Origin of the sequence: Pectobacterium zantedeschiae, assembly GCF_004137795.1 — a bacterium.
In the GTDB taxonomy this organism is placed as follows: domain Bacteria; phylum Pseudomonadota; class Gammaproteobacteria; order Enterobacterales; family Enterobacteriaceae; genus Pectobacterium; species Pectobacterium zantedeschiae.
In genome coordinates, this window is sequence record NZ_NWTM01000002.1 from 164,839 (window position 1) to 189,785 (window position 24,947).

Annotated in this window: 22 protein-coding genes; 12 read left to right on the forward strand and 10 right to left on the reverse strand. The window is 51.0% G+C overall.

The features are described 5' to 3' along the window. Positions 1–66: 66 nt before the first annotated feature. The 5 genes from hflX to CLR69_RS15420 all read left to right on the forward strand — a co-directional run bounded on the left by hflX (position 67) and on the right by CLR69_RS15420 (position 5,423). Entirely contained in the window at positions 67–1,347 is a 1,281-nt protein-coding gene (gene hflX, locus CLR69_RS15400) for a ribosome rescue GTPase HflX (RefSeq protein WP_129706951.1), read from the forward strand. Between the two features lie 91 nt (positions 1,348–1,438). Beyond that, on the forward strand, positions 1,439–2,698 hold the full coding sequence (gene hflK, locus CLR69_RS15405; protein ID WP_129712276.1) for an FtsH protease activity modulator HflK: 1,260 nt from the start codon (positions 1,439–1,441) through the stop codon (positions 2,696–2,698). A 3-nt stretch (positions 2,699–2,701) separates the two neighbouring features. Further along, a complete protein-coding gene (hflC, locus tag CLR69_RS15410) occupies positions 2,702–3,697 on the forward strand; it encodes a protease modulator HflC (RefSeq protein WP_129706947.1) in 996 nt (331 codons plus the stop codon). 127 nt (positions 3,698–3,824) lie between these two features. Next, entirely contained in the window at positions 3,825–4,025 is a 201-nt protein-coding gene (locus CLR69_RS15415) for a DUF2065 domain-containing protein (RefSeq protein WP_010295436.1), read from the forward strand. Positions 4,026–4,124: 99 nt separating this feature from the next. Continuing rightward, positions 4,125–5,423, forward strand: a complete 1,299-nt coding sequence (locus tag CLR69_RS15420; protein WP_129712275.1) for an adenylosuccinate synthase — start codon at positions 4,125–4,127, stop codon at positions 5,421–5,423. Positions 5,424–5,511: 88 nt separating this feature from the next. On the opposite strand, the gene mpl is transcribed toward CLR69_RS15420, so the two are convergent. Further along, entirely contained in the window at positions 5,512–6,906 is a 1,395-nt protein-coding gene (mpl, locus tag CLR69_RS15425) for a UDP-N-acetylmuramate:L-alanyl-gamma-D-glutamyl-meso-diaminopimelate ligase (protein WP_129706943.1), read from the reverse strand. Positions 6,907–7,075: 169 nt separating this feature from the next. Here mpl and fbp point away from each other — a divergent pair, with 169 nt between their 5' ends. Continuing rightward, positions 7,076–8,080: a class 1 fructose-bisphosphatase gene (gene fbp / locus CLR69_RS15430; protein WP_010285800.1), complete on the forward strand. Its 1,005-nt coding sequence runs from the start codon at positions 7,076–7,078 to the stop codon at positions 8,078–8,080. 104 nt (positions 8,081–8,184) lie between these two features. Here fbp and ruvX read toward each other — a convergent pair whose 3' ends face one another. The 7 genes from ruvX to metK all read right to left on the reverse strand — a co-directional run bounded on the left by ruvX (position 8,185) and on the right by metK (position 14,027). Beyond that, the gene (ruvX, locus tag CLR69_RS15435) at positions 8,185–8,604 is read right to left on the reverse strand and encodes a Holliday junction resolvase RuvX (protein WP_039305464.1); all 420 of its coding nucleotides are present in this window, start codon (positions 8,602–8,604) and stop codon (positions 8,185–8,187) included. Beyond that, entirely contained in the window at positions 8,604–9,167 is a 564-nt protein-coding gene (locus tag CLR69_RS15440; protein WP_129706941.1) for a YqgE/AlgH family protein, read from the reverse strand. The genes ruvX and CLR69_RS15440 overlap by 1 nt, the downstream gene beginning before the upstream one ends. An 82-nt stretch (positions 9,168–9,249) precedes the next feature. Beyond that, positions 9,250–10,209 (reverse strand): glutathione synthase, encoded by a 960-nt coding sequence (gshB, locus tag CLR69_RS15445; RefSeq protein WP_129706939.1) that lies wholly within the window; start codon positions 10,207–10,209, stop codon positions 9,250–9,252. Positions 10,210–10,220: 11 nt separating this feature from the next. After that, complete coding sequence (gene rsmE, locus CLR69_RS15450; protein WP_129712274.1) at positions 10,221–10,955, reverse strand: 16S rRNA (uracil(1498)-N(3))-methyltransferase; 735 nt, start codon at positions 10,953–10,955, stop codon at positions 10,221–10,223. Between the two features lie 292 nt (positions 10,956–11,247). Beyond that, positions 11,248–11,946 (reverse strand): deoxyribonuclease I, encoded by a 699-nt coding sequence (gene endA / locus CLR69_RS15455; protein WP_129712273.1) that lies wholly within the window; start codon positions 11,944–11,946, stop codon positions 11,248–11,250. A 96-nt stretch (positions 11,947–12,042) separates the two neighbouring features. Further along, the gene (locus CLR69_RS15460) at positions 12,043–12,555 is read right to left on the reverse strand and encodes a SprT family zinc-dependent metalloprotease (RefSeq protein WP_129706933.1); all 513 of its coding nucleotides are present in this window, start codon (positions 12,553–12,555) and stop codon (positions 12,043–12,045) included. 320 nt (positions 12,556–12,875) lie between these two features. Next, a complete protein-coding gene (metK, locus tag CLR69_RS15465; RefSeq protein WP_129706931.1) occupies positions 12,876–14,027 on the reverse strand; it encodes a methionine adenosyltransferase in 1,152 nt (383 codons plus the stop codon). Between the two features lie 566 nt (positions 14,028–14,593). On the opposite strand from metK, the gene CLR69_RS22925 reads away from it, so the two are divergent. Both CLR69_RS22925 and speA read left to right on the forward strand, forming a co-directional pair. Further along, positions 14,594–14,752, forward strand: coding sequence for a hypothetical protein (locus CLR69_RS22925; RefSeq protein WP_005973095.1), 159 nt, complete (start codon positions 14,594–14,596; stop codon positions 14,750–14,752). After that, positions 14,745–16,727: a biosynthetic arginine decarboxylase gene (speA, locus tag CLR69_RS15475; RefSeq protein ID WP_129706927.1), complete on the forward strand. Its 1,983-nt coding sequence runs from the start codon at positions 14,745–14,747 to the stop codon at positions 16,725–16,727. The genes CLR69_RS22925 and speA overlap by 8 nt, the downstream gene beginning before the upstream one ends. Before the next feature lie 56 nt (positions 16,728–16,783). Here the strand turns inward: speA and CLR69_RS15480 are convergent, their stop codons facing one another. Continuing rightward, a complete protein-coding gene (locus CLR69_RS15480; protein ID WP_129706926.1) occupies positions 16,784–17,329 on the reverse strand; it encodes a helix-turn-helix transcriptional regulator in 546 nt (181 codons plus the stop codon). A 679-nt stretch (positions 17,330–18,008) separates the two neighbouring features. Then, positions 18,009–18,761, reverse strand: coding sequence for a metalloprotease LoiP (gene loiP, locus CLR69_RS15485; protein ID WP_129706924.1), 753 nt, complete (start codon positions 18,759–18,761; stop codon positions 18,009–18,011). 409 nt (positions 18,762–19,170) lie between these two features. Between loiP and tkt the strand changes: the two genes are divergently transcribed. From tkt to fbaA, 4 genes are all read left to right on the forward strand, one after another. Continuing rightward, on the forward strand, positions 19,171–21,165 hold the full coding sequence (tkt, locus tag CLR69_RS15490; RefSeq protein ID WP_129712272.1) for a transketolase: 1,995 nt from the start codon (positions 19,171–19,173) through the stop codon (positions 21,163–21,165). Between the two features lie 315 nt (positions 21,166–21,480). Then, positions 21,481–22,497 (forward strand): erythrose-4-phosphate dehydrogenase, encoded by a 1,017-nt coding sequence (gene epd, locus CLR69_RS15495; protein WP_129706920.1) that lies wholly within the window; start codon positions 21,481–21,483, stop codon positions 22,495–22,497. A 72-nt stretch (positions 22,498–22,569) separates the two neighbouring features. Continuing rightward, entirely contained in the window at positions 22,570–23,733 is a 1,164-nt protein-coding gene (pgk, locus tag CLR69_RS15500; RefSeq protein WP_129706918.1) for a phosphoglycerate kinase, read from the forward strand. Positions 23,734–23,870: 137 nt separating this feature from the next. After that, a complete protein-coding gene (gene fbaA / locus CLR69_RS15505) occupies positions 23,871–24,947 on the forward strand; it encodes a class II fructose-bisphosphate aldolase (RefSeq protein WP_129706916.1) in 1,077 nt (358 codons plus the stop codon).

Here is a 24,947-nt window from a genome sequence, read left to right on the forward strand (position 1 = left end):
GAGAGCTGGACGCATCGCTCGGCTCCTTCGCTGTGGTGTTTTTTGCTCGTTTAAGAGGTTACTCGCTTGTTTGACCGTTATGAATCAGGTGAACGGGCCATATTAGTTCATATTTTTTTCTCGCAAGATAGAGATACTGACGATCTGCTGGAGTTTGAATCTCTGGTTTCTTCTGCCGGTATTGAATCTTTGCAGGTTGTTACTGGTAGCCGTAAGGCTCCTCACCCCAAGTATTTTGTCGGGGAAGGTAAAGCCGAAGAAATTGCTCAGGTAGTAAAAGAAACCGGCGCGTTTGTCGTGCTGTTTGATCATGCCCTGACGCCAGCTCAAGAACGTAATCTAGAGCGTTTGTGCGAGTGCCGTGTGATCGATCGTACCGGATTGATTTTAGATATTTTTGCCCAGCGTGCGCGTACTCACGAGGGGAAATTACAGGTAGAACTGGCACAGCTGCGCCACCTTGCGACCCGACTGGTTCGCGGTTGGACGCACCTTGAACGCCAGAAAGGCGGTATCGGTTTACGGGGCCCGGGTGAAACCCAGCTTGAAACTGACCGTCGTTTATTGCGTAACCGTATCAGTCAGATACTGTCGCGTCTTGAGCGGGTAGAAAAACAGCGTGAACAGGGGCGCCGGTCACGGGTTCGCGCCGATGTTCCCACCGTTTCGCTGGTGGGCTATACCAACGCGGGTAAATCCACGCTGTTTAATAAGATTACATCGGCGGGCGTCTATGCTGCCGATCAGTTATTTGCCACACTGGATCCAACATTGCGCCGCATTGAGGTGGATGATGTCGGTGATACAGTGCTGGCGGATACCGTAGGTTTTATCCGGCAGTTACCCCACGATTTGGTGGCTGCGTTTAAAGCTACATTACAGGAAACACGTCAGGCCTCACTGCTGTTGCACGTTGTTGATGCCGCCGACCCTCGTCTTGACGAGAATATTGAAGCGGTTAATGACGTACTGGCGGAAATCGAGGCGGATGAAATACCTGCGCTGTTGGTAATGAACAAGATTGATATGCTGGATGATTTTGTTCCGCGTATCGATCGCAACGAAGAGAATCTACCGGTACGGGTCTGGCTTTCAGCACAGACTGGTGACGGTATTGCGTTGCTATTTCAGGCATTGACTGAGCGGCTTTCCGGGGAAATCGCACAATATACCTTGCACCTTCCCCCGCAGGCAGGACGCTTGCGTAGTCGTTTTTACCAGCTTCAGGCAATAGAAAAAGAATGGATTGAAGAGGATGGGCAAATTGGTCTGGTTATTCGTATGCCGATTGCTGACTGGCGCCGCCTCTGCAAAAAAGAGCAGGAACTGATGGACTATATTGCCTGACTGGCAAAAACAGTCTGAACGGCGAAATAGTCTGACGGACTCTGGGATATTGAACCTGAAGAACACCTATCATAAAGAATGGAGCTAAAACATGGCGTGGAATCAGCCCGGTAATAACGGACAAGACCGCGACCCGTGGGGGAGCAGCAGCAATAATGGCGGCAACTCTGGCGGAAATAATAATAAAGGTGGCCGAGATCAGGGGCCGCCGGATCTGGACGACATCTTCCGTAAACTGAGCAAAAAGCTCAGCGATCTGGGTGGCGGAAAAGATTCTGGCTCAAGCAACAGCGGAAATTCTGGCGGCCCAGCATTGGGTGGCCGGATCGTCGGTATCGCTGCCGTCGCCGCGGTTGTCATCTGGGCTGCTACTGGTTTCTATACCATTAAAGAAGCGGAACGCGGTGTCGTAACGCGCTTTGGTAAGTTCAGCCATTTGGTTGGGCCAGGTCTTAACTGGAAACCGACCTTTATCGATTCTGTTCGCGCGGTGAACGTTGAATCGGTACGCGAACTGGCGACATCGGGTGTGATGTTGACATCGGATGAAAACGTCGTGCGCGTTGAAATGAACGTGCAGTATCGTGTCACACAGCCTGAGCAATATCTGTTCAGCGTAACCAATGCTGATGACAGCCTGCGTCAGGCAACTGACAGTGCGCTGCGTGGCGTTATTGGTAAGTACACGATGGACAAAATTTTGACGGAAGGCCGTACCATTGTGCGTACGGATACCCAGAGAGTACTGGAAGAAACCGTTCGTCCGTACAACATGGGGATCACGCTGCTGGACGTCAACTTCCAGACCGCGCGTCCACCGGAAGAAGTTAAGGCCGCGTTTGATGATGCGATTGCCGCACGTGAAAACGAACAGCAATATATTCGTGAAGCAGAAGCGTACGCGAACGAAGTGCAGCCGCGTGCCAACGGTCAGGCGCAACGTATTCTGGAAGAATCTCGCGCTTATAAAACCCGTACTGTTCTGGAAGCTCAGGGTGAAGTTGCCCGTTTTGCCAGAGTATTACCGGAATACAAAGCTGCACCGGAAATTACCCGCGAGCGTTTGTATATTGAAACGATGGAGCGCGTGCTGAGCCATACCCGTAAAGTGCTGGTCAACGACAAGGGGAGTAACCTGATGGTACTGCCGTTGGATCAGATGCTGCGTGGACAAGGCAGTGAAAATACGCAAAGTAATAATAGCAGCAGCGCAACCCCACTGCGTTTGCCTGGCAACAGCAGCGGTGCGGCAAATAGCAACCAAACGCGCAGCAGTAACAATGGAAATATCATGGATCAGCGCAGAGCAAATGCGCAGCGTGATGACTTCACTCGAGTAGGGAGAGAATAATCGATGCGTAAGCCCTTACTATTTATCCTGATCCTGGTACTGATGGTGGTCTATGCGTCACTGTTTGTGGTGCAGGAAGGTCAGCGCGGCATTGTGATGCGTTTTGGCAAAGTATTGCGTGATGACGAAAACAAGCCGCTGATTTATGCACCGGGATTGCAGTTCAAGATTCCGTTTATCGACTCAGTGAAAATGCTGGATGCACGTATCCAGACCATGGAAAACCAGGCTGACCGCTTTATCACTAAAGAGCAGAAAGACCTGATTGTCGATTCTTACCTCAAATGGCGTATCAGCGATTTCAGCCGTTACTATCTGGCAACGGGCGGTGGTGACATCTCTCAAGCTGAAGTACTGTTGAAACGTAAGTTCAGTGACCGTCTGCGTTCTGAGATTGGTCGTCTGGATGTAAAAGGCATTGTTACCGACTCACGTGGTCAACTGATGTCTGACGTGCGTGAAGCGCTGAATACCGGTACGGGTGAAACGACCGAAGCCGATAACGCGATTGCTTCTGCTGCTGCGCGTGTTGAGAAAGAGACAACAAGCAACGAACCTCACATCAACCCTAACAGCATGGCTGCATTGGGTATTGAGGTTATCGATGTGCGGATTAAGCAAATCAACCTGCCAACAGAAGTGTCTGACGCGATTTATCAACGTATGCGTGCAGAACGTGAAGCAGTAGCACGTCGCCACCGTTCACAAGGTCAGGAAGAGGCTGAAAAGCTGAAAGCAACGGCAGACTATGAAGTGACCCGTACTCTGGCTGAGGCCGAGCGCCAAGGGCGTATCACTCGTGGTGAAGGGGATGCCGAAGCGGCGAAACTGTTTGCGAATGCATTCAGTGAAGATCCTGACTTCTACTCATTCGTTCGTAGCCTGCGTGCGTATGAAAGTAGCTTCAGTAATAATCAGGACGTGATGGTTCTCAGCCCGGATAGCGACTTCTTCCGCTACATGAAGTCACCGGATAGCAGCATGGCACCTCGCCGCTGATAGCTATTAACTGACGTCTTTCATCAAGCCCGGGTTTATTGCACCGGGCTTTTTTTTGCCGTTTTCTGGCAGAGATACATCAAAGGGTTTGGTCCTGTTCGTTCTCGGGGCGGGAAAAGGGGTTGTTATGAATTCAACGATTTGGCTGGCGCTCGGGCTGGTTTTGGTGCTCGAAGGATTGGGTCCGCTGCTATTTCCCCGCCTCTGGCGGCGGATGATTTTGGGTATCGCGCAGTTGCCGGATAATATTTTGCGCCGTTTTGGCGGCGGAATAGTCGTTGCGGGCTGCGTGATCTACTACATGTTGCGTAGCCGGATGGGTGGCTAAAATTAAGCGGAAAAATGTGCGCAACCGTGTGCTAAAAGTACTGAAAGCATCCAAATGAGATGTTAGAATCCTTTTTTAAGCAACCTGGTGATTCTTGAAATGGGTAAGAACGTCGTCGTACTGGGCACCCAATGGGGTGACGAAGGTAAAGGCAAGGTCGTTGACCTGCTGACTGAACGGGCTAAATATGTTGTGCGCTATCAGGGTGGTCACAACGCTGGCCACACGCTGGTTATCAACGGTGAAAAAACCGTCCTTCATTTAATTCCTTCTGGCATTCTGCGTGAAAATGTTGTCAGCATCATCGGTAACGGTGTTGTGTTGGCGCCTGACGCATTGATGAAAGAAATGACGGAGCTTGAAGCGCGTGGCGTCCCGGTACGCGAGCGTCTGCTGCTTTCTGAAGCCTGTCCGTTAATCCTGCCTTATCACGTTGCATTAGACAACGCGCGTGAAAAAGCGCGTGGCGCGAAAGCAATTGGTACAACGGGTCGTGGTATCGGCCCTGCGTATGAAGATAAAGTTGCTCGTCGTGGCCTGCGTGTTGGCGATCTGTTTGATAAAGAAACCTTTGCTGTCAAACTGAAAGAAATCGTCGAATACCATAACTTCCAACTGGTTAACTACTACAAAGTTGATGCTGTCGACTACCAGAAAGTACTGGACGACGTGCTGGCGATTGCTGACATTCTGACGGCTATGGTCGTTGATGTTTCCGATTTACTGTACAAAGCGCACCTGCGTGGCGATTTCGTCATGTTTGAAGGCGCGCAGGGTACGCTGCTGGATATCGACCACGGTACCTACCCGTACGTGACCTCCTCAAATACCACTGCGGGCGGCGTTGCCACTGGTTCTGGTCTGGGTCCACGCTATGTAGACTATGTGCTGGGTATCGTTAAAGCTTACTCTACCCGAGTGGGTGCAGGTCCATTCCCTACGGAGCTGTTTGAAGAAGTCGGTGAGCACCTGTCTCAGAAAGGTAACGAATTTGGCGCGACCACGGGTCGTCGTCGTCGTACCGGCTGGTTGGATGCGGTTGCCGTGCGTCGTGCGGTACAAATCAACTCGCTGTCAGGTTTCTGCCTGACCAAGCTGGATGTTCTGGACGGTCTGAAAGAAATTAAGATCTGCGTAGGCTATCGCCTGCCGAACGGCACCGAAGTGGATACCACTCCGCTGGCTGCTGAGGGCTGGGAAGGTCTTGAGCCGATTTACGAAACGATGCCGGGCTGGTCCGAAAGCACATTTGGTGTGAAAGATCACAGCAAACTGCCGCAGGCTGCGCTGAATTACATCAAACGTATCGAAGAAGTCACTGGCGTGCCGATTGATATTATTTCTACCGGCCCAGATCGTAGCGAAACGATGGTATTGCGCGATCCGTTCGACGCTTGATTAAGCCACTCTTAACGAGTGATGCGAATATGAAAAAGGACGGGATTCCCGTCCTTTTTGCTATCTAACGCTTAGCCGTCGCAGCACCTTACGCGTTATTCTCTTGGGCATCTTTCGCCTTCTGCGCTTTTTTCTTCAGACCATCCAGTAGTTTATTGTGGATGTTACTGAAGCCGCCATTGCTCATTACCAGAATATGGTCGCCCGGCTGTGCGGTCTTGACGATGTTTTCTACCAGCGTGTCGATATCCGCACTCCAATGTGCAGGCTGTACACAGGCTTCCGCAACTTCTACGACCTGCCACGGAATATGGGCTGGCTGGAAGAGGAAAACTTCATCGGCTCGGCCTAATGACGGGGCCAACTCGTTTTTGCACATCCCCAATTTCATGGTGTTTGAGCGGGGTTCCAGTACGGCCAAAATACGGGCTGTCCCCCCCACCTTGCTGCGCAGTGCCGATAGTGTCGCAAGGATTGCGGTAGGGTGATGTGCAAAATCGTCATAAACCGCGACGCCATGCTCGGTACCGCGTAACTCAAGGCGACGACGCGCGTTGATAAATCCGCCCAGCGCACGGCAGGCATCCGCGGGCAGCACACCGACATGGTGAGCGGCAGCAATCGCCATCAGCCCGTTATGCATGTTGTGTTCACCCACCAGCTTCCAATGGACTTCACCGACGAGTTCATTATTCAGATAAACCTGATATTGGCTGGCATCGATTGCCACTTTTTGCGCACGCCATGTGCCTTCTTCGCCGACCAGTTCCTGTTCACTCCAGCATCCCATTCCCATTACCTGCTTGAGATTAAGGTCGTTGGTGGGCAGGATGATCTTCCCGCTGCCTGGCACCAGTCGCACAAGATGGTGGAACTGTTTCTGAATGGCTTTAAGATCGTCAAAGATGTCCGCATGGTCGAACTCAAGGTTGTTGAGTACCAGCGTTCTTGGGCAGTAATGTACAAATTTGGAGCGTTTGTCGAAGAATGCGCAGTCGTATTCATCGGCTTCAAGCACCATGAACGGACTGTCACCCAACCGTGCTGAAACGGTAAAGTTGCCGGGAACACCACCGATCACAAAGCCAGGCTGATAGCCACAATCCTCCAGAATCCAGGTGACCATCCCCGCGGTGGTTGTTTTGCCATGCGTTCCCGCAACGGCGATTACCCAGCGATCGCGGAGCACATAATCATGCAACCACTGTGGGCCAGAAACATAAGGCAGTCCCTGTTCCAATACGGCCTCAACGCACGGGTTTCCACGCGTCATCGCATTACCGATGATGACCAAATCAGGTGCGGGGCTGAGCTGTGCTGGATCGTATCCCTGAATCAGCGTGATTCCCTGCTCTTCAAGTAAGGTACTCATGGGGGGATAAACATTCGCATCTGAGCCTGTGACGTCATGCCCCAGTGAACGGGCAAGCAGGGCAAGGCCACCCATAAAGGTGCCGCAGATACCTAAAATATGAATACGCATACATTTTCCATCTTCACAGTGAGTCTGCGTCACATTCTAACGCTATGAATCCGGCATAAGAAATGGATTTGACTAGGTACTCACTTTCTCTTTGGGCTACACTGCATGCGCAAACGTTGGCGGTGCAGAAATGAAACCGCTTTTCATCCGTAGATTCTGGAATAGTGTTATGAAAACGTTAGGCGAATTTATCGTCGAAAAACAGCACGATTTCTCTCACGCCACAGGTGAGCTTACCGCGCTGCTGTCTGCTATTAAACTGGGTGCCAAAATTATTCACCGTGATATCAATAAAGCAGGTCTGGTTGATATCCTGGGAGCCAGCGGTATTTCTAATGTTCAAGGCGAAGTGCAGATGAAGCTCGATCTGTATGCCAATGAGAAACTGAAAGCTGCATTGAAAGCGCGTGGTGAAGTGGCAGGTATCGCCTCTGAAGAAGAAGATGAAATTGTTATCTTTGAAGGTGATAAGGCGGAAAATGCCAAGTATGTGGTTCTGATGGACCCGCTGGACGGCTCATCGAATATTGATGTGAACGTCTCTGTCGGTACGATTTTCTCTATTTATCGCCGTATTACCCCGCTGGGAACCTCCGTCACGGAAGCGGACTTCTTGCAGCCGGGTAGCCAGCAGGTGGCTGCGGGTTACATTGTTTACGGTTCTTCAACCATGCTGGTGTACACCACGGGTCATGGCGTTCACGCCTTTACCTACGATCCCTCGCTCGGTGTATTCTGTCTCTCGCATGAAAAAGTTTGCTTCCCTGAAAAAGGGAATATGTATTCCATCAACGAAGGGAACTACATCAAGTTTCCTGTCGGCGTGAAGAAATACATCAAATACTGTCAGGAGCAGGATGAAGAGACGCAGCGTCCTTATACGTCGCGTTACATCGGTTCACTGGTCGCAGATTTCCACCGTAACCTGCTGAAAGGCGGGATCTACCTGTATCCGAGCACGGCAAGCTATCCGAAAGGCAAACTGCGTTTGCTGTACGAATGCAACCCGATGGCGTTTCTGGCGGAGCAGGCAGGCGGTAAAGCCAGCGACGGCAAAAACCGTATTCTGGATATCACGCCAGAGAAACTGCATCAGCGTTCACCGTTCTTTGTGGGAACAGAATCCATGGTTGATGACGTCGAACGTTTCATCCGTGAATTTCCCGATGCCTAATTAACGCTGTCTCGTGTTGGTGGTGTATCTGCCAACTCGGGATGACTTCTTATGGCGTGCTACTCAGTACGCCATCCTTGTAGCCCACCGTAAAAACGCGTTTTTTAACGTTGTGCTTCGAACCAGCTTTCCAGAATAATCACCGCAGAAGCCGCATCTACGCTACCTTTATCCAGCGCTTTAAAGCCGCCGCGTTCGAAGAGATCGGCACGCGCTTCCACCGTACTCAACCGTTCATCGTGTAGCTCAATAGCGACGCCGAAGCGGCCATGTAGTCGATTAGCAAACTTTCGCGCCCGTGCCGTCAACGGTTGCTCGGTGCCATCCATGTTAAGCGGCAGGCCGACGACGACCAGATCGGGCTGCCATTCTGACAGCAGCTTCTCCACTTTTTGCCAGTCGGGTATCCCTTCCTGTGCCTTGAACGATGTCAGGGCGCGTGCCGTACCGGTAATTTCCTGGCCGATAGCAACGCCGATACTTTTTGTCCCAAAATCAAAGGCAAGAAGGGTTCTGTTACTCATCAGGCATGTCCTGCTTCGGTGGAGATATTATGAATATCGATGCCCAGCTTTCTGGCTGCCGCTCGCCAGCGTTCTGCGATGGGTGTGTGGAACAGAATGTCTTTGTCGGCTGGTGTCGTCAGCCAGGCATTCTCCAACAATTCCTCTTCCAGTTGGCCGTTCTCCCAGGCGGAATACCCTAAGGCGACCAGCGTATTTTTCGGCTGTTTGGGTGTACCTAACGTTTCCAGCACGTCCTTTGAGGTGGTGATCATGGTGTCCTCAGAAATACTGATGCTGGAGCCAAATCCGGGGCAGGGGGTATGTAGGATAAAACCACGGTCGTCTGCCAATGGGCCACCGATAAAAACGGGTTTATCTAGTCGGATGGCGGGATCGCGCGGTGTTGGATCTATTTTTAGCTTTTTCAGCACATTTTCCACTGAAAACTGATCCATCGGTTTATTGATAATCAGCCCCATGGCTCCGTCTTCATTATGTTCGCAGATATAGACCACCGAACGTTTAAATACAGAGTCCTGTAGTGCTGGCATAGCAATGAGGAAGTGATGCTGTAAATTCATTGTGTATTTTTATCGATATCCGTCAGCGTTGGAGAAACGGCCCGTGTTGCGCGGGCCGGATGGCGTGTCAGGTGCTCTGCTATTAGCGAGTACGAGCAGCCAGACGTTTTTCAATGGCGTCCATCAGCATCCCGGTGATAGACACATCCGGGTAGGCTGCTTCGATTTCACGCACGCAGGTCGGGCTAGTGACGTTAATTTCTGTCAGGCGATCGCCGATGATATCCAGACCGACGAAAATCAGGCCTTTGGCTTTTAACGTCGGTGCGACGTCACGGGCGATTTGCCAGTCGCTTTCGGTCAGTGGACGCGCTTCACCGCGACCACCTGCTGCGAGATTACCGCGTGTCTCACCGCTTTTCGGGATACGGGCGAGGCAGTAAGGAACGGGTTCGCCATCGACCACCAGCACGCGTTTATCGCCGTCTTTAATCGCGGGCAGGTAGTTTTGCGCCATGCAGTAACGGGTAGCGTGTTCGGTCAGGGTTTCGATGATGACAGAGACGTTGGCGTCATCCTGCTTCAAGCGGAAAATAGACGCGCCGCCCATACCGTCCAGCGGTTTAAGAATGACGTCACCGTGTTTTTCATGGAACTGGCGCAGTTTGTCTGCGCGACGCGTGACAAGCGTATCAGGCGTCAGATGTGGGAACCAGGCGGTGAAGAGCTTCTCATTGCAATCGCGCAGGCTTTGCGGTTTATTGACGATCAGCGTGCCTTTCTCTTCTGCTCGTTCCAGAATATAGGTGGCGTAGATGAACTCCGTATCGAACGGTGGATCTTTACGCATCAACACTACATCCAATTCTTCCAGCGCAATATCCTGTTCGCCGGAGAAATCGTACCAGCCGTCGTAATCGTACTGGACGCTCAGGCGTCGGGTGGTGGCACGTGCGACGCCAGCATGCATATAGAGATCGTTCATCTCCATATAATGCAGTTCCCAACCACGGCGCTGTGCTTCCAGCAGCATGGCAAAGCTGGTGTCTTTCTTGATATTGATGGTGTCGATCGGATCCATCACGATACCGAGTTTGATCATTCTTTTCTCCTTTACCCCAAATCGCCGAAACGTACCTGTAAGGCGGTCATGGCGGTGAGTGCAGTGGTTTCTGTGCGCAAGACGCGTGGCCCCAACAGGATATCAGTGAATCCGTGTTCTGAGGTCATGGTAATTTCACTCGCAGTAAGTCCGCCTTCCGGGCCGATGAGTAGCCTGACCCGATCTACCGGCAGCGGCAGCGTATTAATGCTCTGTGTGGCGCGTGGGTGCAGATTTAATTTCAGCGCGTTGTCTTGCTCCGCGCACCAGGCTTCCAGCGTCATTGCTGGCCTAACCAATGGCACACAGTTGCGACCGGACTGTTCACAGGCAGCAACCGCGATTTTTTGCCACTGGCTAATTTTTTTCTCCATACGATCTGCATCCAGTTTTACGCCACAGCGTTCAGACAACAGCGGCGTAATAACATTGACGCCCAGTTCGATGGATTTCTGAATGGTAAATTCCATCTTTTCGCCGCGCGACATCACTTGTCCCAGATGTAAATGTAGGGGCGATTCTTTATCTTCCAACTTACCTGCTGTGAAGCTAACGCGCACACTCTTTTTTCCAGCCGCGATGATTTCTGCATCAAAGACATGATTGCTGCCATCAAACAGCTGCAATGACTGCCCCGTATTCATGCGTAACACGCGACCAACATGATTGGCGGCATCGTCGCTCAGGTCGACTTCACCCCCGTTAAGAGGGAGCGTCTCGGGATGAAAAATGCGTGGTACTCGCATACTGAATTAAGACCTTTGAATGAAATTAATCGGCACAGGAACGCCAGAAATAGGTAAAACCACCGTCATTTAATAGTGGCCGAGTTCGCTGAGCGGTGATAATGGGTAGATCGTAAAGGCGCTGCAAGTACGTCCCTGTAAGCTCGGATTGCGCCATCCATGGCGCAAACGCTTTACTCTTCTATCCCATTACCACCGTTCTCGTTCCGTAAATAGGTTTGTCAACGGTCTGAACCACCGTCATTTGACGGTGGTTTTACTGGAAACTGATTCGCTATAGTAGGTAGACGAACTAGCGCTGGCAAGCCTGTTGAACGTAGGGATTAGGGTTTCCCTGCTTCGCGGCGATGCGCTGATTGCGCGTACATTCCCACTGTGTGACCGGGTACTGTTTATCCCAGGCTTCGAACAATTGAGTCTGCTGGCTGGACAGGCGTAACTGATACCGGTCACGCATGTAGAAATAGGTACGAGCGATCTGGCCGCGGGCGCGAGCAGGCGGTTCTGCCAGATTATTTTTGAAATCGACCTTCATCTCACATTGACCATATTGGGATGCGCCGCCGTTCCACTGCCCATACATAGCATTGCCGCGATCGCCGTTGACCTCGCCGATAGCGGGTTGCAGGTTATGTAAATCTGTTTCCATCTCACGGTAGACGGGGTCACTGTTACAGTTCTTTCTTCCACCATCCTGCCAGCACTGGCGCTGGTGGCCGAACTGCCAGGCGGGCACAACGTGTTCCCACTCGATACGGCTGGCACGTTGTTCATTTTTCCTGACCTGATAGCCACAGGATTCAAGATCGGGCGTGCCTTTCTTGCCCTGCCACGTAATCTTGCAGCCACAGTAAAATGAACCCGGCGCGTCTCGATTAATCTCGACTGCGGCAGCTTTTGCCTGCGAAAAATTATTGATGTTTTGACCCAGCGCGGCAGCCGAAAACAGACCCGCGCCAACGGCGGCGATAGCGAGAATTTTGCGTAGCATATTCCAAATAATCCACAGGCGGTAAAGCTGGCAGACTACCGGATGTCTCGTCAGCAGGCAAATGCAAAAACAGTTTTTAAAACTGGAAATTCCCTTTTAAATAGAGCTTTTTACATCGTGACGTAAGATTTTCCCGCAACGGCGACAGCGATATTCTGTTTCGCCGCGCAGTACCCGATTATGTCGGCGGATCGTGAGCTCGTGCTGTTGGCAATCGCACTGGTAGGTGAAGGTTTTCCCCTGCACGGATTGCACTGCAAACCGATGCGTGCGCTTCGCTGGGACGCACAGGACGCTTTCCATCATCCAGCGCCATTCTTTGCCATGGGGAGCGACACGACCAAAGCGCGCGTAAACCAGCAGATGGGCCAGCTCATGAGGCACCACTTCATCGATAAAGGTTTGCTGGTTTTCCTGCAACAAGACGGGATTCAGTCGAATTTCCCAATGTTGTAGCCAGGCCGTGCCTGCCGTAGCGCCGCGCTGTTGGTAGCTTACCGTGGGTTCGGTGTAGTCCGTCTGCAAGGTGAGGTTGGCCTGCTGCAATTTATCACGCAGGCAGCGCATCACAGCCTGATGGCTGGCAATGGGGATTCGGGGAGTGTTCATTTCTGTGAGCATAGATTGAGTGGAAGGGAGACGCAATAGGTGACGCGGAGGGAAATCAGGGGAAATCAGAATGAAAGACGGCGGATTTTCATTCGCCGTCTTATACCCGTCATACTTCAAGCTGCATGTGTGTTGGCAATACTCGGCTCATCACTGAGCCTCGCCCTGAAGGGCCGCTGCAAGCAGCGTTCAAATCGGCTAAGCCGATTTTTCCTCGCTTACCCCAGTCACTTACTGGTGTAAGCTCCTGGGGATTCGCTGTGTCGCCGCCTTCATGCAACTCGAATTATTTAGGGTATAGTCTTTATTGCATCGCCGGATTACAGACCCGCAGCTTCACGCAGCTGTGCGGCTTTGTCCGTTTTTTCCCATGGGAAATGTTCGCGACCAAAGTGGCCATAGGCTGCGGTTTCCTGATAAATCGGATGCAGCAGATCCAGCATCTGGATTAAGCCGTAAGGACGCAGATCGAAGAATTCGCGCACCAGCAGCGTCAGTTGCTCGGTAGACACTTTCTCTGTGCCGAAGGTTTCGATCATGATGGACGTCGGTTCTGCTACGCCGATAGCGTAGGACACCTGAATCTCGCAGCGATCGGCCAGACCAGCAGCAACGATATTCTTGGCAACATAGCGAGCGGCATAGGCAGCAGAACGGTCTACTTTAGACGGATCTTTACCTGAGAACGCACCGCCACCGTGACGCGCCGCGCCGCCATAGGTATCAACGATGATTTTACGGCCAGTCAGGCCGCAGTCACCCATTGGGCCGCCGATAACAAAGCGTCCAGTTGGGTTAATGAAATATTTGGTGTTGGCAGACAGCCACTCAGCAGGCAGAACCGGTTTGATGATCTCTTCCATCACCGCTTCATGCAGATCTTTCTGGCTAATGTCTTCTGAATGCTGAGTAGACAGTACCACGGCATCAATACCGGAAATCTTGCCATCGTCGTACAGGAACGTAACCTGGCTTTTCGCATCCGGGCGCAGCCACGGCAGAGAACCACTCTTGCGGACTTCTGACTGGCGCTGAACCAGACGGTGTGCATAAGTCACAGGCGCTGGCATCAGTACGTCTGTTTCGTTGGTCGCGTAGCCGAACATCAAACCCTGGTCGCCTGCACCTTGTTCCAGCGGATCGCGACGGTCAACACCCTGATTGATATCAGGAGACTGCTTGCCAATCGCGCTCAGTACGGCACAAGAGTTGGCATCAAAGCCCATTTCAGAATTAACATAACCGATATCACGCACGGTACGACGGGTAATTTCTTCAATATCGACCCAGGCGCTGGTGGTGATTTCGCCACCGACTAACACCATTCCGGTCTTTACATAAGTCTCACAAGCGACACGCGCTTTTGGGTCTTGCTCCAGAATGGCGTCGAGAACCGCATCAGAAATCTGGTCAGCAATTTTATCAGGATGTCCTTCAGAGACTGACTCGGACGTAAAAAGGTGTTTAGCCATGAGTTTCTTTACCTTCAAATCAAAGCCGTTAAGCAGTGTATCAGTTAATCGGTATAGACGGATTAACATCTGGATGGCTATTTTAGGTCACCTTTTGGTCTCAGTGCCAGTAGTTTTTCGCATTAGCACGCCATCGTCCTTTTATCATCGGCCATTTTTTCTTTTACAAGAGATGACTGGTGGTAATTTTCATTTTGCTTTTCCAGCAGCATGTCGGTATAAACGGCGATCTGTCGCGGTATGGTGTACGCCGTGACATGGTGAATTTCTTATTGATAGCTGACCGCATAGCCTGCGGCGCACGTGGAGGTGGTAGGATTAATGATCCGTTGTTTACTGAGTATATTGCGTTCGCAATATGTCCCTTTTGACGCTACCGCGTCAGCAACTCAACCCTTCTTTTCCGTTTCTCGACGTTGCCTGTCTTTAAATTCGACACAGGACTCCAGGGCTGGTTAACCTGCCTGTTATTCTTTATGCCAGAAGCGTTTAGTGTCTTTCTGGTCACGTTCGCCCGGTGGTTTTCACAACGAGTTTTATCGACCCGTAACACGGAGCCCGACAACGTGTTTTACACTAATAAGAGTAATAAAGTGACGGCATACTTCACTACGCCGGTTTTTTCACTGTCGATGCCGCATGTTGCAGGTATGCTCATGTGGGCTGTTTATTCAGGTACTGATGTGATCAGCAGTCTAGAAAAAGAAGAGGTTCGTTATGTCTGACGACATGATTCATCACGGCTCGTCAGCGACGGGTAAACATGAAAATTTGCGCTCTATGCAGGAGGTTGCCATGAATGACCGTAATGCCAGCGAAATGCTTCGTACCTACAATATTGCCTGGTGGGGCAATAATTACTATGACGTCAATGAACTCGGCCACATCAGCGTGTGTCCGGATCCTGACGTCCCAGAAGCTCGCGTCGATCTGGCCAGACTGGTCAAAGATATGCAGAGGGATAACCATCAACGCCTGCCTGCGCTGTTCTGCTTTCCGCAAATTCTGCAGCATCGCCTGCGTTCGATTAACGCTGCGTTTAAACAGGCTCGCGAATCGTTTGGCTATGAGGGTGGTTACTTTCTGGTTTATCCGATCAAGGTTAACCAGCATCGCCGCGTCATTGAGTCACTGGCTAATTCTGGTGAGCCGTTGGGTCTCGAGGCCGGTTCAAAAGCCGAGCTGATGGCGGTATTGGGCCATGCTGGCATGACCCGCACCGTGATTGTGTGTAACGGCTACAAAGATCGTGAATACATTCGTCTGGCACTTATCGGCGAAAAGCTGGGACACAAGGTTTATTTGGTCATCGAGAAGATGTCCGAAATCCGACTGGTGCTGGAAGAGGCCGAACGCTTGAATGTGGTGCCGCGTCTCGGCGTCCGTGCGCGTCTGGCCTCTCAGGGGTCGGGCAAGTGGCAATCCAGCGGCGGCGAAAAATCCAAGTTTGGTTTGGCGGCGATTCAGGTGCTGCAACTGGTTGAAATGCTGCGTGAGGCTGGGAAACTGGATAGCCTACAACTGTTACATTTCCATCTGGGATCGCAGTTGGCGAATATCCGTGATATCGCCACGGGCGTGCGTGAATCTGCGCGCTTCTATGTCGAGCTGCATAAACTGGGTGTGAATATCCAGTGCTTTGACGTCGGTGGCGGTTTGGGTGTGGATTATGAAGGAACCCGTTCCCAGTCTGATTGTTCCGTGAACTATGGTCTGAACGAATACGCCAATAACGTGATTTGGGGCATCGGCGATGCCTGTAATGAGCACGGATTACCACATCCGACGGTAATTACCGAATCTGGCCGTGCGGTAACGGCGCACCATACTGTATTGGTTTCCAATATCATTGGGGTTGAGCGTAATGAGTTCAGTGAGCCTACTGAGCCGGAAGAAGACGCTCCGCGTGCGTTAGAAAGCCTGTGGTCAACCTGGAAGGAAATCAAGCAGCCAGGTAAACGCCGTTCACTGCGTGAGTGGCTGCATGACAGCCAAATGGACTTGCACGATGTGCATACCCAGTACACGCACGGTATGTTGGATCTGACACAGCGTGCGAAAGCAGAACAGCTTTATCTGAGTATCTGTCAGATGATTCAGGAACAGCTGGATCCGAGCAATCGTGCGCACCGGCCGGTTATCGATGAATTACAGGAACGGATGGCTGACAAGTTGTATGTCAACTTCTCGCTGTTCCAGTCCATGCCGGATGCATGGGGTATCGATCAACTGTTCCCGGTACTGCCGCTGGAAGGGTTGGATAAGCCGCCTGAGCGTCGCGCTGTGCTGCTGGATATCACCTGTGATTCCGATGGTACGATCGATCATTATGTCGATGGCGACGGAATTGCGACGACGATGCCAATGCCGCCTTACGATCCAGAAAATCCACCGCTGCTGGGCTTCTTTATGGTCGGTGCCTATCAGGAAATCCTCGGGAATATGCATAACCTGTTTGGCGATACGTCGACGGTTGACGTGTTTGTCTTCCAAGATGGCACCGTTGAGATTGAAGAATCTGACGAAGGCAATACGGTTGCCGACATGCTGGAATATGTGCAACTTGACCCTAAAGTACTGATGACGCGCTTCCGCGATCAGGTTAAAGAAACCGACCTGGATGCTGAACTTCAGGCCCAGTTTATGGAAGAGTTTGAAACCGGGCTGTACGGCTATACTTATTTGGAAGATGAAGAATAAGGGTGACTGGTTGAGTAAAAAGGGATGCTGTTAGCATCCCTTTTTTCGTCTATCGATCAGATAAGCGAATTACTCATATTGATATCGGTTGCTGGTTTTGGAAGGGAATCAAATTCTTCAATGACGCTGTCTTTGAAGATAATTTTAGCAATAAGCAGTAAAGAGTTTTTATCTTGAACGCCATATTTATTCAGTAATCTTGATTTACTGTTCAATACTGATTTCTTATTTAACCCGATGATATCGGCAATCGACTCCGCTGTGTAGCCCGCGCACCAATACTCGAATACGGCATATTCAGATTTTGACAGCCTGACGGGACTGAATAAACGGCGATCGTGAAGGTGGACGAAATCGAGTAATTTATAAAAAGAATCGATGGCTGCTGATTTTGAAATAAGAATCGTTTTCTCGTCAATGCACACGGGAGGGTGATTGGGGGAATTATTGATGATAACGAACGACGACGCCATATTATAAAAGTGAGTTCTTATCGACTCATAGTATTCCTCAAAGCCTTCGCTGCTACCGTCAATGATGAAAATACATTTCTTCTTTCCTTGCTGCAGCGTAAACCTGTTGACTGGTTTTATCGAGAGCATAGGAATACTCGATAGGATTTCCCGTAATCCTACCGTGGTAAAATTGCATTTACTGAAAATTCTCACATCCATGATTTTTAACACATATGAGTTTATTGTCTGAAAGTGGCCACAAACCAATAATCACTGCTGATGTTATCCAGTTATTAAGAAATCGCGATCCTGAAATGCCTTTAAATCGCTAAAAGGTGGAGCCTCTAGAGAAACCTGCGGGAGCAACAACAGGTTTTATCATATATCTATATGATCAAACTGGAAAAATTTTTATTGGTTTAACATAGTATGCTTGATTTACTGGTTTATTTCTATCTTTAAATACATGGGGTTACCCCATCCTTCCTGTTATTACGGCGCGTATGTCTGCGTTAATCGGGGTTGCCTGTTTTTCCGTATGCCGCCGTATTCATTCTCTCTGCTGCTTCCTGCATCTGAAAATTTGCTGAGTATCGTTTCTTAAAAAGAGAACAGAAGGTAGTTATGATTGAAAATAGCTATCTATTTATTATCTATTAATTCTTAAATCCTATCATGGAGAGAATGACAGTGATTGAAGATCGCTGTTATGTAACAGCTTACAGTGAATATGACGGGGATGATAGTGGTCGGATGACTAGCGGGCAATTGAGATTTTTTCAATTGCCCTGACGTGCATTCTTTGTGAATTGATCAACGAGTGGGATTACTTCTCGGCAGCAATACGCTCACGAATGTGTTTGGCGCGTCCTTCAGATGAAGGATGGGAATCAAACATGCTGCTGTCATGACCTGCATCCAGTTTGGCAAGTTTCTCAAAGCTGCTTGCCAGACCTTCCCGGTTGATACCGCGTTTCTTCAGCAGATCAAAGGAATAGTCATCAGCCTGACTTTCTTGGGATTGAGAGAATTGAGAATTAACCAGTTTTTCCCCCAGATCGGCTAACTGAGATTGTGACAAAGAGGCGGCCATGCCGCCAGCAGAGCCGATTGCGGTACGTGCTGCCGTCGCGGCATAAGCGACCTGCATCGCTTTCCGTGTGTGTCCCAGCGCAACGTGACCCATTTCGTGGCCGAGAACGCCTTCCACTTCATTGTCATTCATCATGTCCATCAAACCGCTATATACCCGGATGCAACCGTTCGCCATTGCCCAGGCGTTAACGTCTTTTGTCAGATAAACCTTGTAGTTTGCTGGCGTGCCGTTGATATCGTGACCTAGCGCATCTGCAATTTTATTCAGGCGCTTCGTGTATTTGCTGTCGGCTGGGGCAATTTTTGCCTCTTTATCCATTTGCTCACAGGATTGGTCGCTGAGCGCTTTAACCTGAGTGTCGCTGAGCGTCGCCGCCTGGAAGGCCTGTGCGCCGGATTGCATTAAGGTATTGGTGTTTAAGTTCTGGCAGCCGGTCAGCAAGGTTGCTATACACAGCGCCAGTACAGAGGAACGAATTGCCATAAAAATCATCTCCATACGATTGTGCTTGTTTTTAATACCAAAGAAAATCGGCTATAAACTTACCCGAAAATAGTATCGAGAAATAGATCGGAAAATCTGATTTGTCTTCCTTTCGATAGCCCACAGGCAGTGAATTTTGTTTGCACCACCTTTCAAAAAGGCACGGTAGTGAAAGGCGAACACACTGGAAAACATGGCGTTTGGCGCTGCAATCAACTGCACAATTGGCAAAAGAACCGCCATTGATTCGTTAGCCGATAAATCCCTGTTTTTTGCTCACGGTTCCATGTGCATTCGCTACGTTTTTCATGTACATTTGTAATCATATTTATTTTGTCATTTCTGTTTAACTTGTTGATTTAAATAGTTATACAGGAAGGAATTCGTTCAATCCGATCTGGAGTCAAGCATGTCCTCTCGTAAAGAACTTGCCAATGCTATCCGCGCGCTGAGCATGGATGGGGTGCAGAAAGCCAAATCCGGTCACCCTGGCGCACCGATGGGCATGGCCGATATCGCCGAAGTGCTGTGGCGCGATTATCTCAACCATAATCCGGCCAACCCCAACTGGGCCAACCGTGACCGCTTCGTGCTGTCCAACGGCCATGCGTCCATGCTGATTTACAGCCTGCTGCACCTCTCCGGCTACGACCTGCCGATTGAAGAACTGAAAAACTTCCGTCAGTTGCATTCCAAAACTCCGGGTCACCCTGAATACGGCTACACCGCTGGCGTTGAAACTACCACTGGCCCACTGGGTCAGGGTGTTGCCAACGCCGTCGGTATGGCGATTGCCGAGCGCACGCTGGCAGCGCAGTTCAACCGTCCGGGTCACGAAATCGTTAACCATCACACCTACACCTTCCTCGGTGACGGCTGCATGATGGAAGGGATTTCCCACGAAGTCTGCTCGCTGGCTGGCACCATGAAGCTCGGTAAACTGACCGCGTTTTATGATGACAACGGCATCTCCATCGACGGCCATGTTGAAGGCTGGTTTACCGACGACACCGCTGCTCGTTTTGAAGCCTACGGCTGGCACGTGGTACGCGGCGTGGACGGTCACGATGCGGACGCCATCAAGCGCGCCATCGGCGAAGCACAGTTGGTCACCGACAAACCGTCGCTGCTGATGTGCAAAACTGTGATTGGCTTCGGTTCACCGAACAAAGCCGGTACGCACGACTCGCACGGTGCGCCGCTGGGCGATGCGGAAGTCGCTGCTTCCCGCGAACAGCTGGGTTGGACGCACGCGCCGTTTGATATTCCGGCCGATATTTATGCTGCCTGGGATGCGAAACCAGCCGGCCAGCGCAAGGAAGCTGCCTGGGACGAGGCGTTTGCCGCCTATGCCAGCGCGTACCCTGAACTGGCTGCCGAGTTCACACGCCGCACCGGTGGTGAACTGCCGACCAACTGGCAGGCAGACGCGCAGAAATTTATCGAAGATCTTCAGGCTAATCCGGCGAAAATTGCCAGCCGTAAAGCGTCACAGAACGCGCTGGAAGCCTACGGCAAACTGCTGCCGGAATTCCTGGGCGGCTCTGCCGACCTGGCGCCGAGCAACCTGACCATCTGGTCCGGCTCGGTATCGCTGGATAAAGACCACGCGGGTAATTACATCCACTACGGCGTGCGCGAATTCGGTATGACGGCGATTGCCAACGGGATTGCGCTGCACGGTGGCTTTGTACCGTACACCGCGACCTTCCTGATGTTTGTGGAATACGCCCGTAATGCGGTGCGTATGGCTGCGCTGATGAAAATCCGCAGCATCTACGTCTACACCCACGACTCCATCGGTCTGGGCGAAGATGGTCCTACGCATCAGCCAGTTGAACAGCTGGCCAGCCTGCGTGTGACGCCGAACATGAGCAACTGGCGTCCAGCGGACCAGGTGGAAACGGCGGTGGCGTGGAAATACGCCATCGAGCGTCAGGACGGCCCAACGTCGCTCATCCTGTCCCGTCAGAATTTGGCGCAACAGACGCGTACTGCCGAACAGTTGGCTAACGTGGTTAAAGGTGGATACGTGCTGAAAGACAGCGACGGCCAGCCTGAACTGATCCTGATTGCCACCGGTTCTGAAGTCGAATTGGCTGTCGGTGCGTACGACAAACTGACTGCCGCAGGCCGCAAGGTGCGCGTGGTGTCAATGCCGTCAACGGACGCATTCGACAAGCAGGATGCAGCTTACCGTGAAGCGGTACTGCCGAAGGCCGTATCGGCGCGTGTAGCGATTGAAGCGGGTATCGCAGACTATTGGTTCAAGTACGTCGGCCTGAACGGCGCGATTGTCGGTATGACGAGCTTCGGCGAATCTGCGCCAGCTGAACTGTTGTTCGAAGAATTCGGCTTCACTGTCGATAACGTGGTCGAAAAAGCGCAGGCGCTGCTGAAGTAATCACGCCTCGTTAACTTCCTATATGAGAAGCCGTCAGCTAATGCTGGCGGCTTTTTTTTATCTCTAATTTGTCCTGCCGCTCAACATACTTTGTCAGATCCCCAAGCCCTGCTTTTTTATTTTTATGACGCAGGTCACTCTTCTGGCGTGTGCCAGACGAGAATATTTCTTTTATACGTTAATTCGTTTATGCTAGCTGAAGCGTTTCAGTTGTTGTGTTCGCGGCGTTTCGCCAGGGGTTCTCTGGTGTCTAAGAAGGGTATATTCTATGCGCTAGGTATACCTGCCATGACATAAGGAATCACAAGGAACGCCATGACGATCCGTATTGCGATAAACGGTTTTGGCCGCATAGGCCGCAGTGTTTTACGTGCGTTGTATGAATCGGGCCGCCGAGCCGAGATTACCGTGGTGGCTATTAACGAGTTGGCGAGCGCGGAAGGTATGGCGCATTTGCTCAAGTACGACTCCAGTCACGGCCGTTTTTCGTGGGATGTTCGTCAAGAGTGCGATCAGCTTTATGTTGGTGATGATTGTATTCGTCTGTTGCATCAGGCAGAGATTCAGCAATTACCCTGGCGAGAACTCGGTGTCGATATCGTACTGGATTGCAGTGGTGTCTACGGTAGCCGGGAAGATGGGGAAGCCCATCTGGCGGCAGGTGCGAAGAAAGTGCTGTTTTCTCATCCGGGAACGACGGATTTGGATGCCACGGTAGTGTTTGGCGTCAATCACGATCGGTTGGAAAGCGGGCATCGGATTGTTTCCAATGCGTCTTGCACAACCAACTGCATTATTCCGGTGATCAAACTGTTGGATGATGCTTTCGGTATCGAGAATGGTACGGTGACAACGATTCACTCATCGATGAACGATCAACCGGTGATCGATGCTTATCACCACGATCTGCGGCGCACACGCGCAGCCAGTCAGTCGATCATTCCGGTAGATACTAAACTGTCGGCGGGGATCACCCGTATTTTTCCACAGTTTGTCGATCGCTTTGAGGCGATATCGGTGCGAGTACCGACGATTAACGTTACGGCAATTGACCTGAGCGTCAGCGTGAAGAAGGCCGTAAACGTGAATGAAATTAATGCACTATTGCAAAAATCAGCGCATGAGTCGTTTCGTGGTATAGTTGATTATACTGAATTGCCATTAGTGTCAGCTGATTTTAACCACGATCCGCACAGTGCCATTGTCGACGGCACGCAGACAAGGGTCAGTGGTCAGCATCTGATTAAAACATTGGTCTGGTGCGATAACGAATGGGGCTTTGCCAACCGGATGTTGGATACAACACGGGCGATGGCGGCCTGCGGTTTCTAGTACGACGGTAGCGATCAGGGGTCGCTATCTCGCTCAAGCAACTTTAAAAGAGAATCAACAAGAGGATTCACCATGTCTGTAATTAAGATGACCGATCTGGATCTGGCTGGTAAACGTGTTCTTATTCGTGCGGATCTGAACGTACCAGTAAAAGAAGGGAAAGTGACGTCTGATGCGCGCATCCGTGCCTCTCTGCCGACCATCGAAATCGCTCTGAAACAAGGCGCTCGCGTTATGGTCACTTCCCACCTGGGACGCCCGACCGAAGGCGAGTACAACGAAGAGTTTTCTTTGCTGCCTGTAGTTGATTACCTGAAAGAGAAACTTTCTTCTCCTGTACGCCTGGCGAAAGACTATCTGGATGGTGTTGATGTCGCCGAAGGCGAGCTGGTTGTACTGGAAAACGTCCGCTTTAACAAAGGCGAGAAGAAAGACGACGAAGTCCTGTCCAAGAAATACGCGGCACTGTGTGATGTGTTCGTGATGGACGCCTTCGGTACGGCACACCGTGCGCAGGCTTCAACTCACGGCGTGGGTAAATTTGCCACTATCGCCTGTGCGGGCCCACTGCTGTCTGGGGAACTGGAAGCGCTGGGTAAAGCATTGAGCAAACCTGAACGTCCGATGGTTGCCATTGTTGGTGGTTCTAAAGTATCCACGAAACTGACCGTACTGGATTCCCTGTCTAAAATCGCCGATCAACTGATCGTCGGTGGTGGTATCGCCAACACCTTCGTTGCAGCACAAGGCCACAACGTGGGTAAATCCTTGTACGAGGCAGACCTGATTCCTGAAGCGAAAAAGCTGCTGGAAACGTGTGATATTCCTGTACCGAGCGATGTGCGCGTGGCGTCAGAATTCTCTGAAACTGCAGCTGCAACGCTGAAGTCTGTTACAGCAATTAAAGACGAAGAGCAGATTCTGGATCTGGGTGATGTTTCCGCTGAGCGTCTGGCTGAAATTCTGAAGAATGCCAAAACCATCCTGTGGAATGGCCCGGTTGGTGTCTTCGAATTCCCGAATTTCCGTAAAGGAACCGAGACCATCGCTCGCGCTATCGCGGATAGCGACGCATTCTCTATCGCAGGTGGCGGTGATACGCTGGCTGCGATCGATCTGTTTGGTATTGCAGATAAGATCTCCTACATTTCTACCGGTGGTGGCGCATTCCTGGAATTTGTTGAAGGGAAAAAACTGCCAGCTGTCGTTATGCTGGAAGAACGCGCCAAGCAGTAATTTAAGGTAAGGGCTGCTTTTCCCCTTTCCTATGGGTGTCTCGACAGGTAGTTATCACAATATCATGTCGGGACAACCTGTCGATGCAACATCGATTTCTCTAACCCCTCCACGGCCAACGAAACGGGACACGTAACATGTCTAAAATTTTTGATTTCGTAAAACCCGGTGTCATCACTGGTGATGACGTTCAGAAAGTTTTCGCAGTAGCAAAAGAAAACAAATTCGCTTTGCCAGCAGTGAACTGTGTCGGTACCGACTCAATCAATGCTGTGCTGGAAGCCGCAGCCAAAGTGCGCGCGCCGGTAATCGTTCAGTTCTCTAACGGCGGCGCAGCATTTACTGCGGGTAAAGGTCTGAAAGCGGAAGGTCAGCAGGCGGCAATTTTGGGTGCGATTTCTGGCGCTCATCATGTTCACCAAATGGCTGAGCACTACGGTATTCCAGTAATTCTGCACACTGACCACTGTGCGAAAAAATTGCTGCCGTGGATTGATGGCCTGCTGGACGCGGGTGAAAAACACTTTGCAGCTACCGGCAAACCGCTGTTCTCTTCTCACATGATTGACCTGTCTGAAGAGTCTCTGGAAGAGAACATCGAGATCTGCTCTAAATATTTGGCACGTATGGCCAAAATCGACATGACCCTGGAAATCGAACTGGGTTGCACCGGTGGTGAAGAAGACGGTGTGGATAACAGCCACATGGATGCTTCTGCTCTGTACACCCAGCCAGCAGACGTTGACTACGCGTACACCAAACTGAACGCGATCAGCCCACGTTTCACCATCGCGGCCTCTTTCGGTAACGTGCATGGCGTATACAAGCCAGGCAACGTGAAGCTGACCCCGACCATCCTGCGTGATTCTCAGGAATATGTTTCCAAGAAACATAACCTGCCACACAACAGCCTGGACTTCGTGTTCCACGGTGGTTCTGGTTCCAGCGCTCAGGAAATCAAAGATTCTGTTAGCTACGGCGTAGTGAAAATGAATATCGACACCGACACCCAGTGGGCAACGTGGGAAGGTATTCTGAAATACTACAAAGATAACGAAGCGTATCTGCAAGGCCAATTGGGCAACCCGAAAGGCGAAGATCAGCCGAACAAGAAATACTATGACCCACGTGTATGGCTGCGTTCCGCTCAGACAAGCATGGTTGCTCGTTTAGAACAGGCTTTCAAAGAACTTAATGCTGTTGACGTGCTCTAA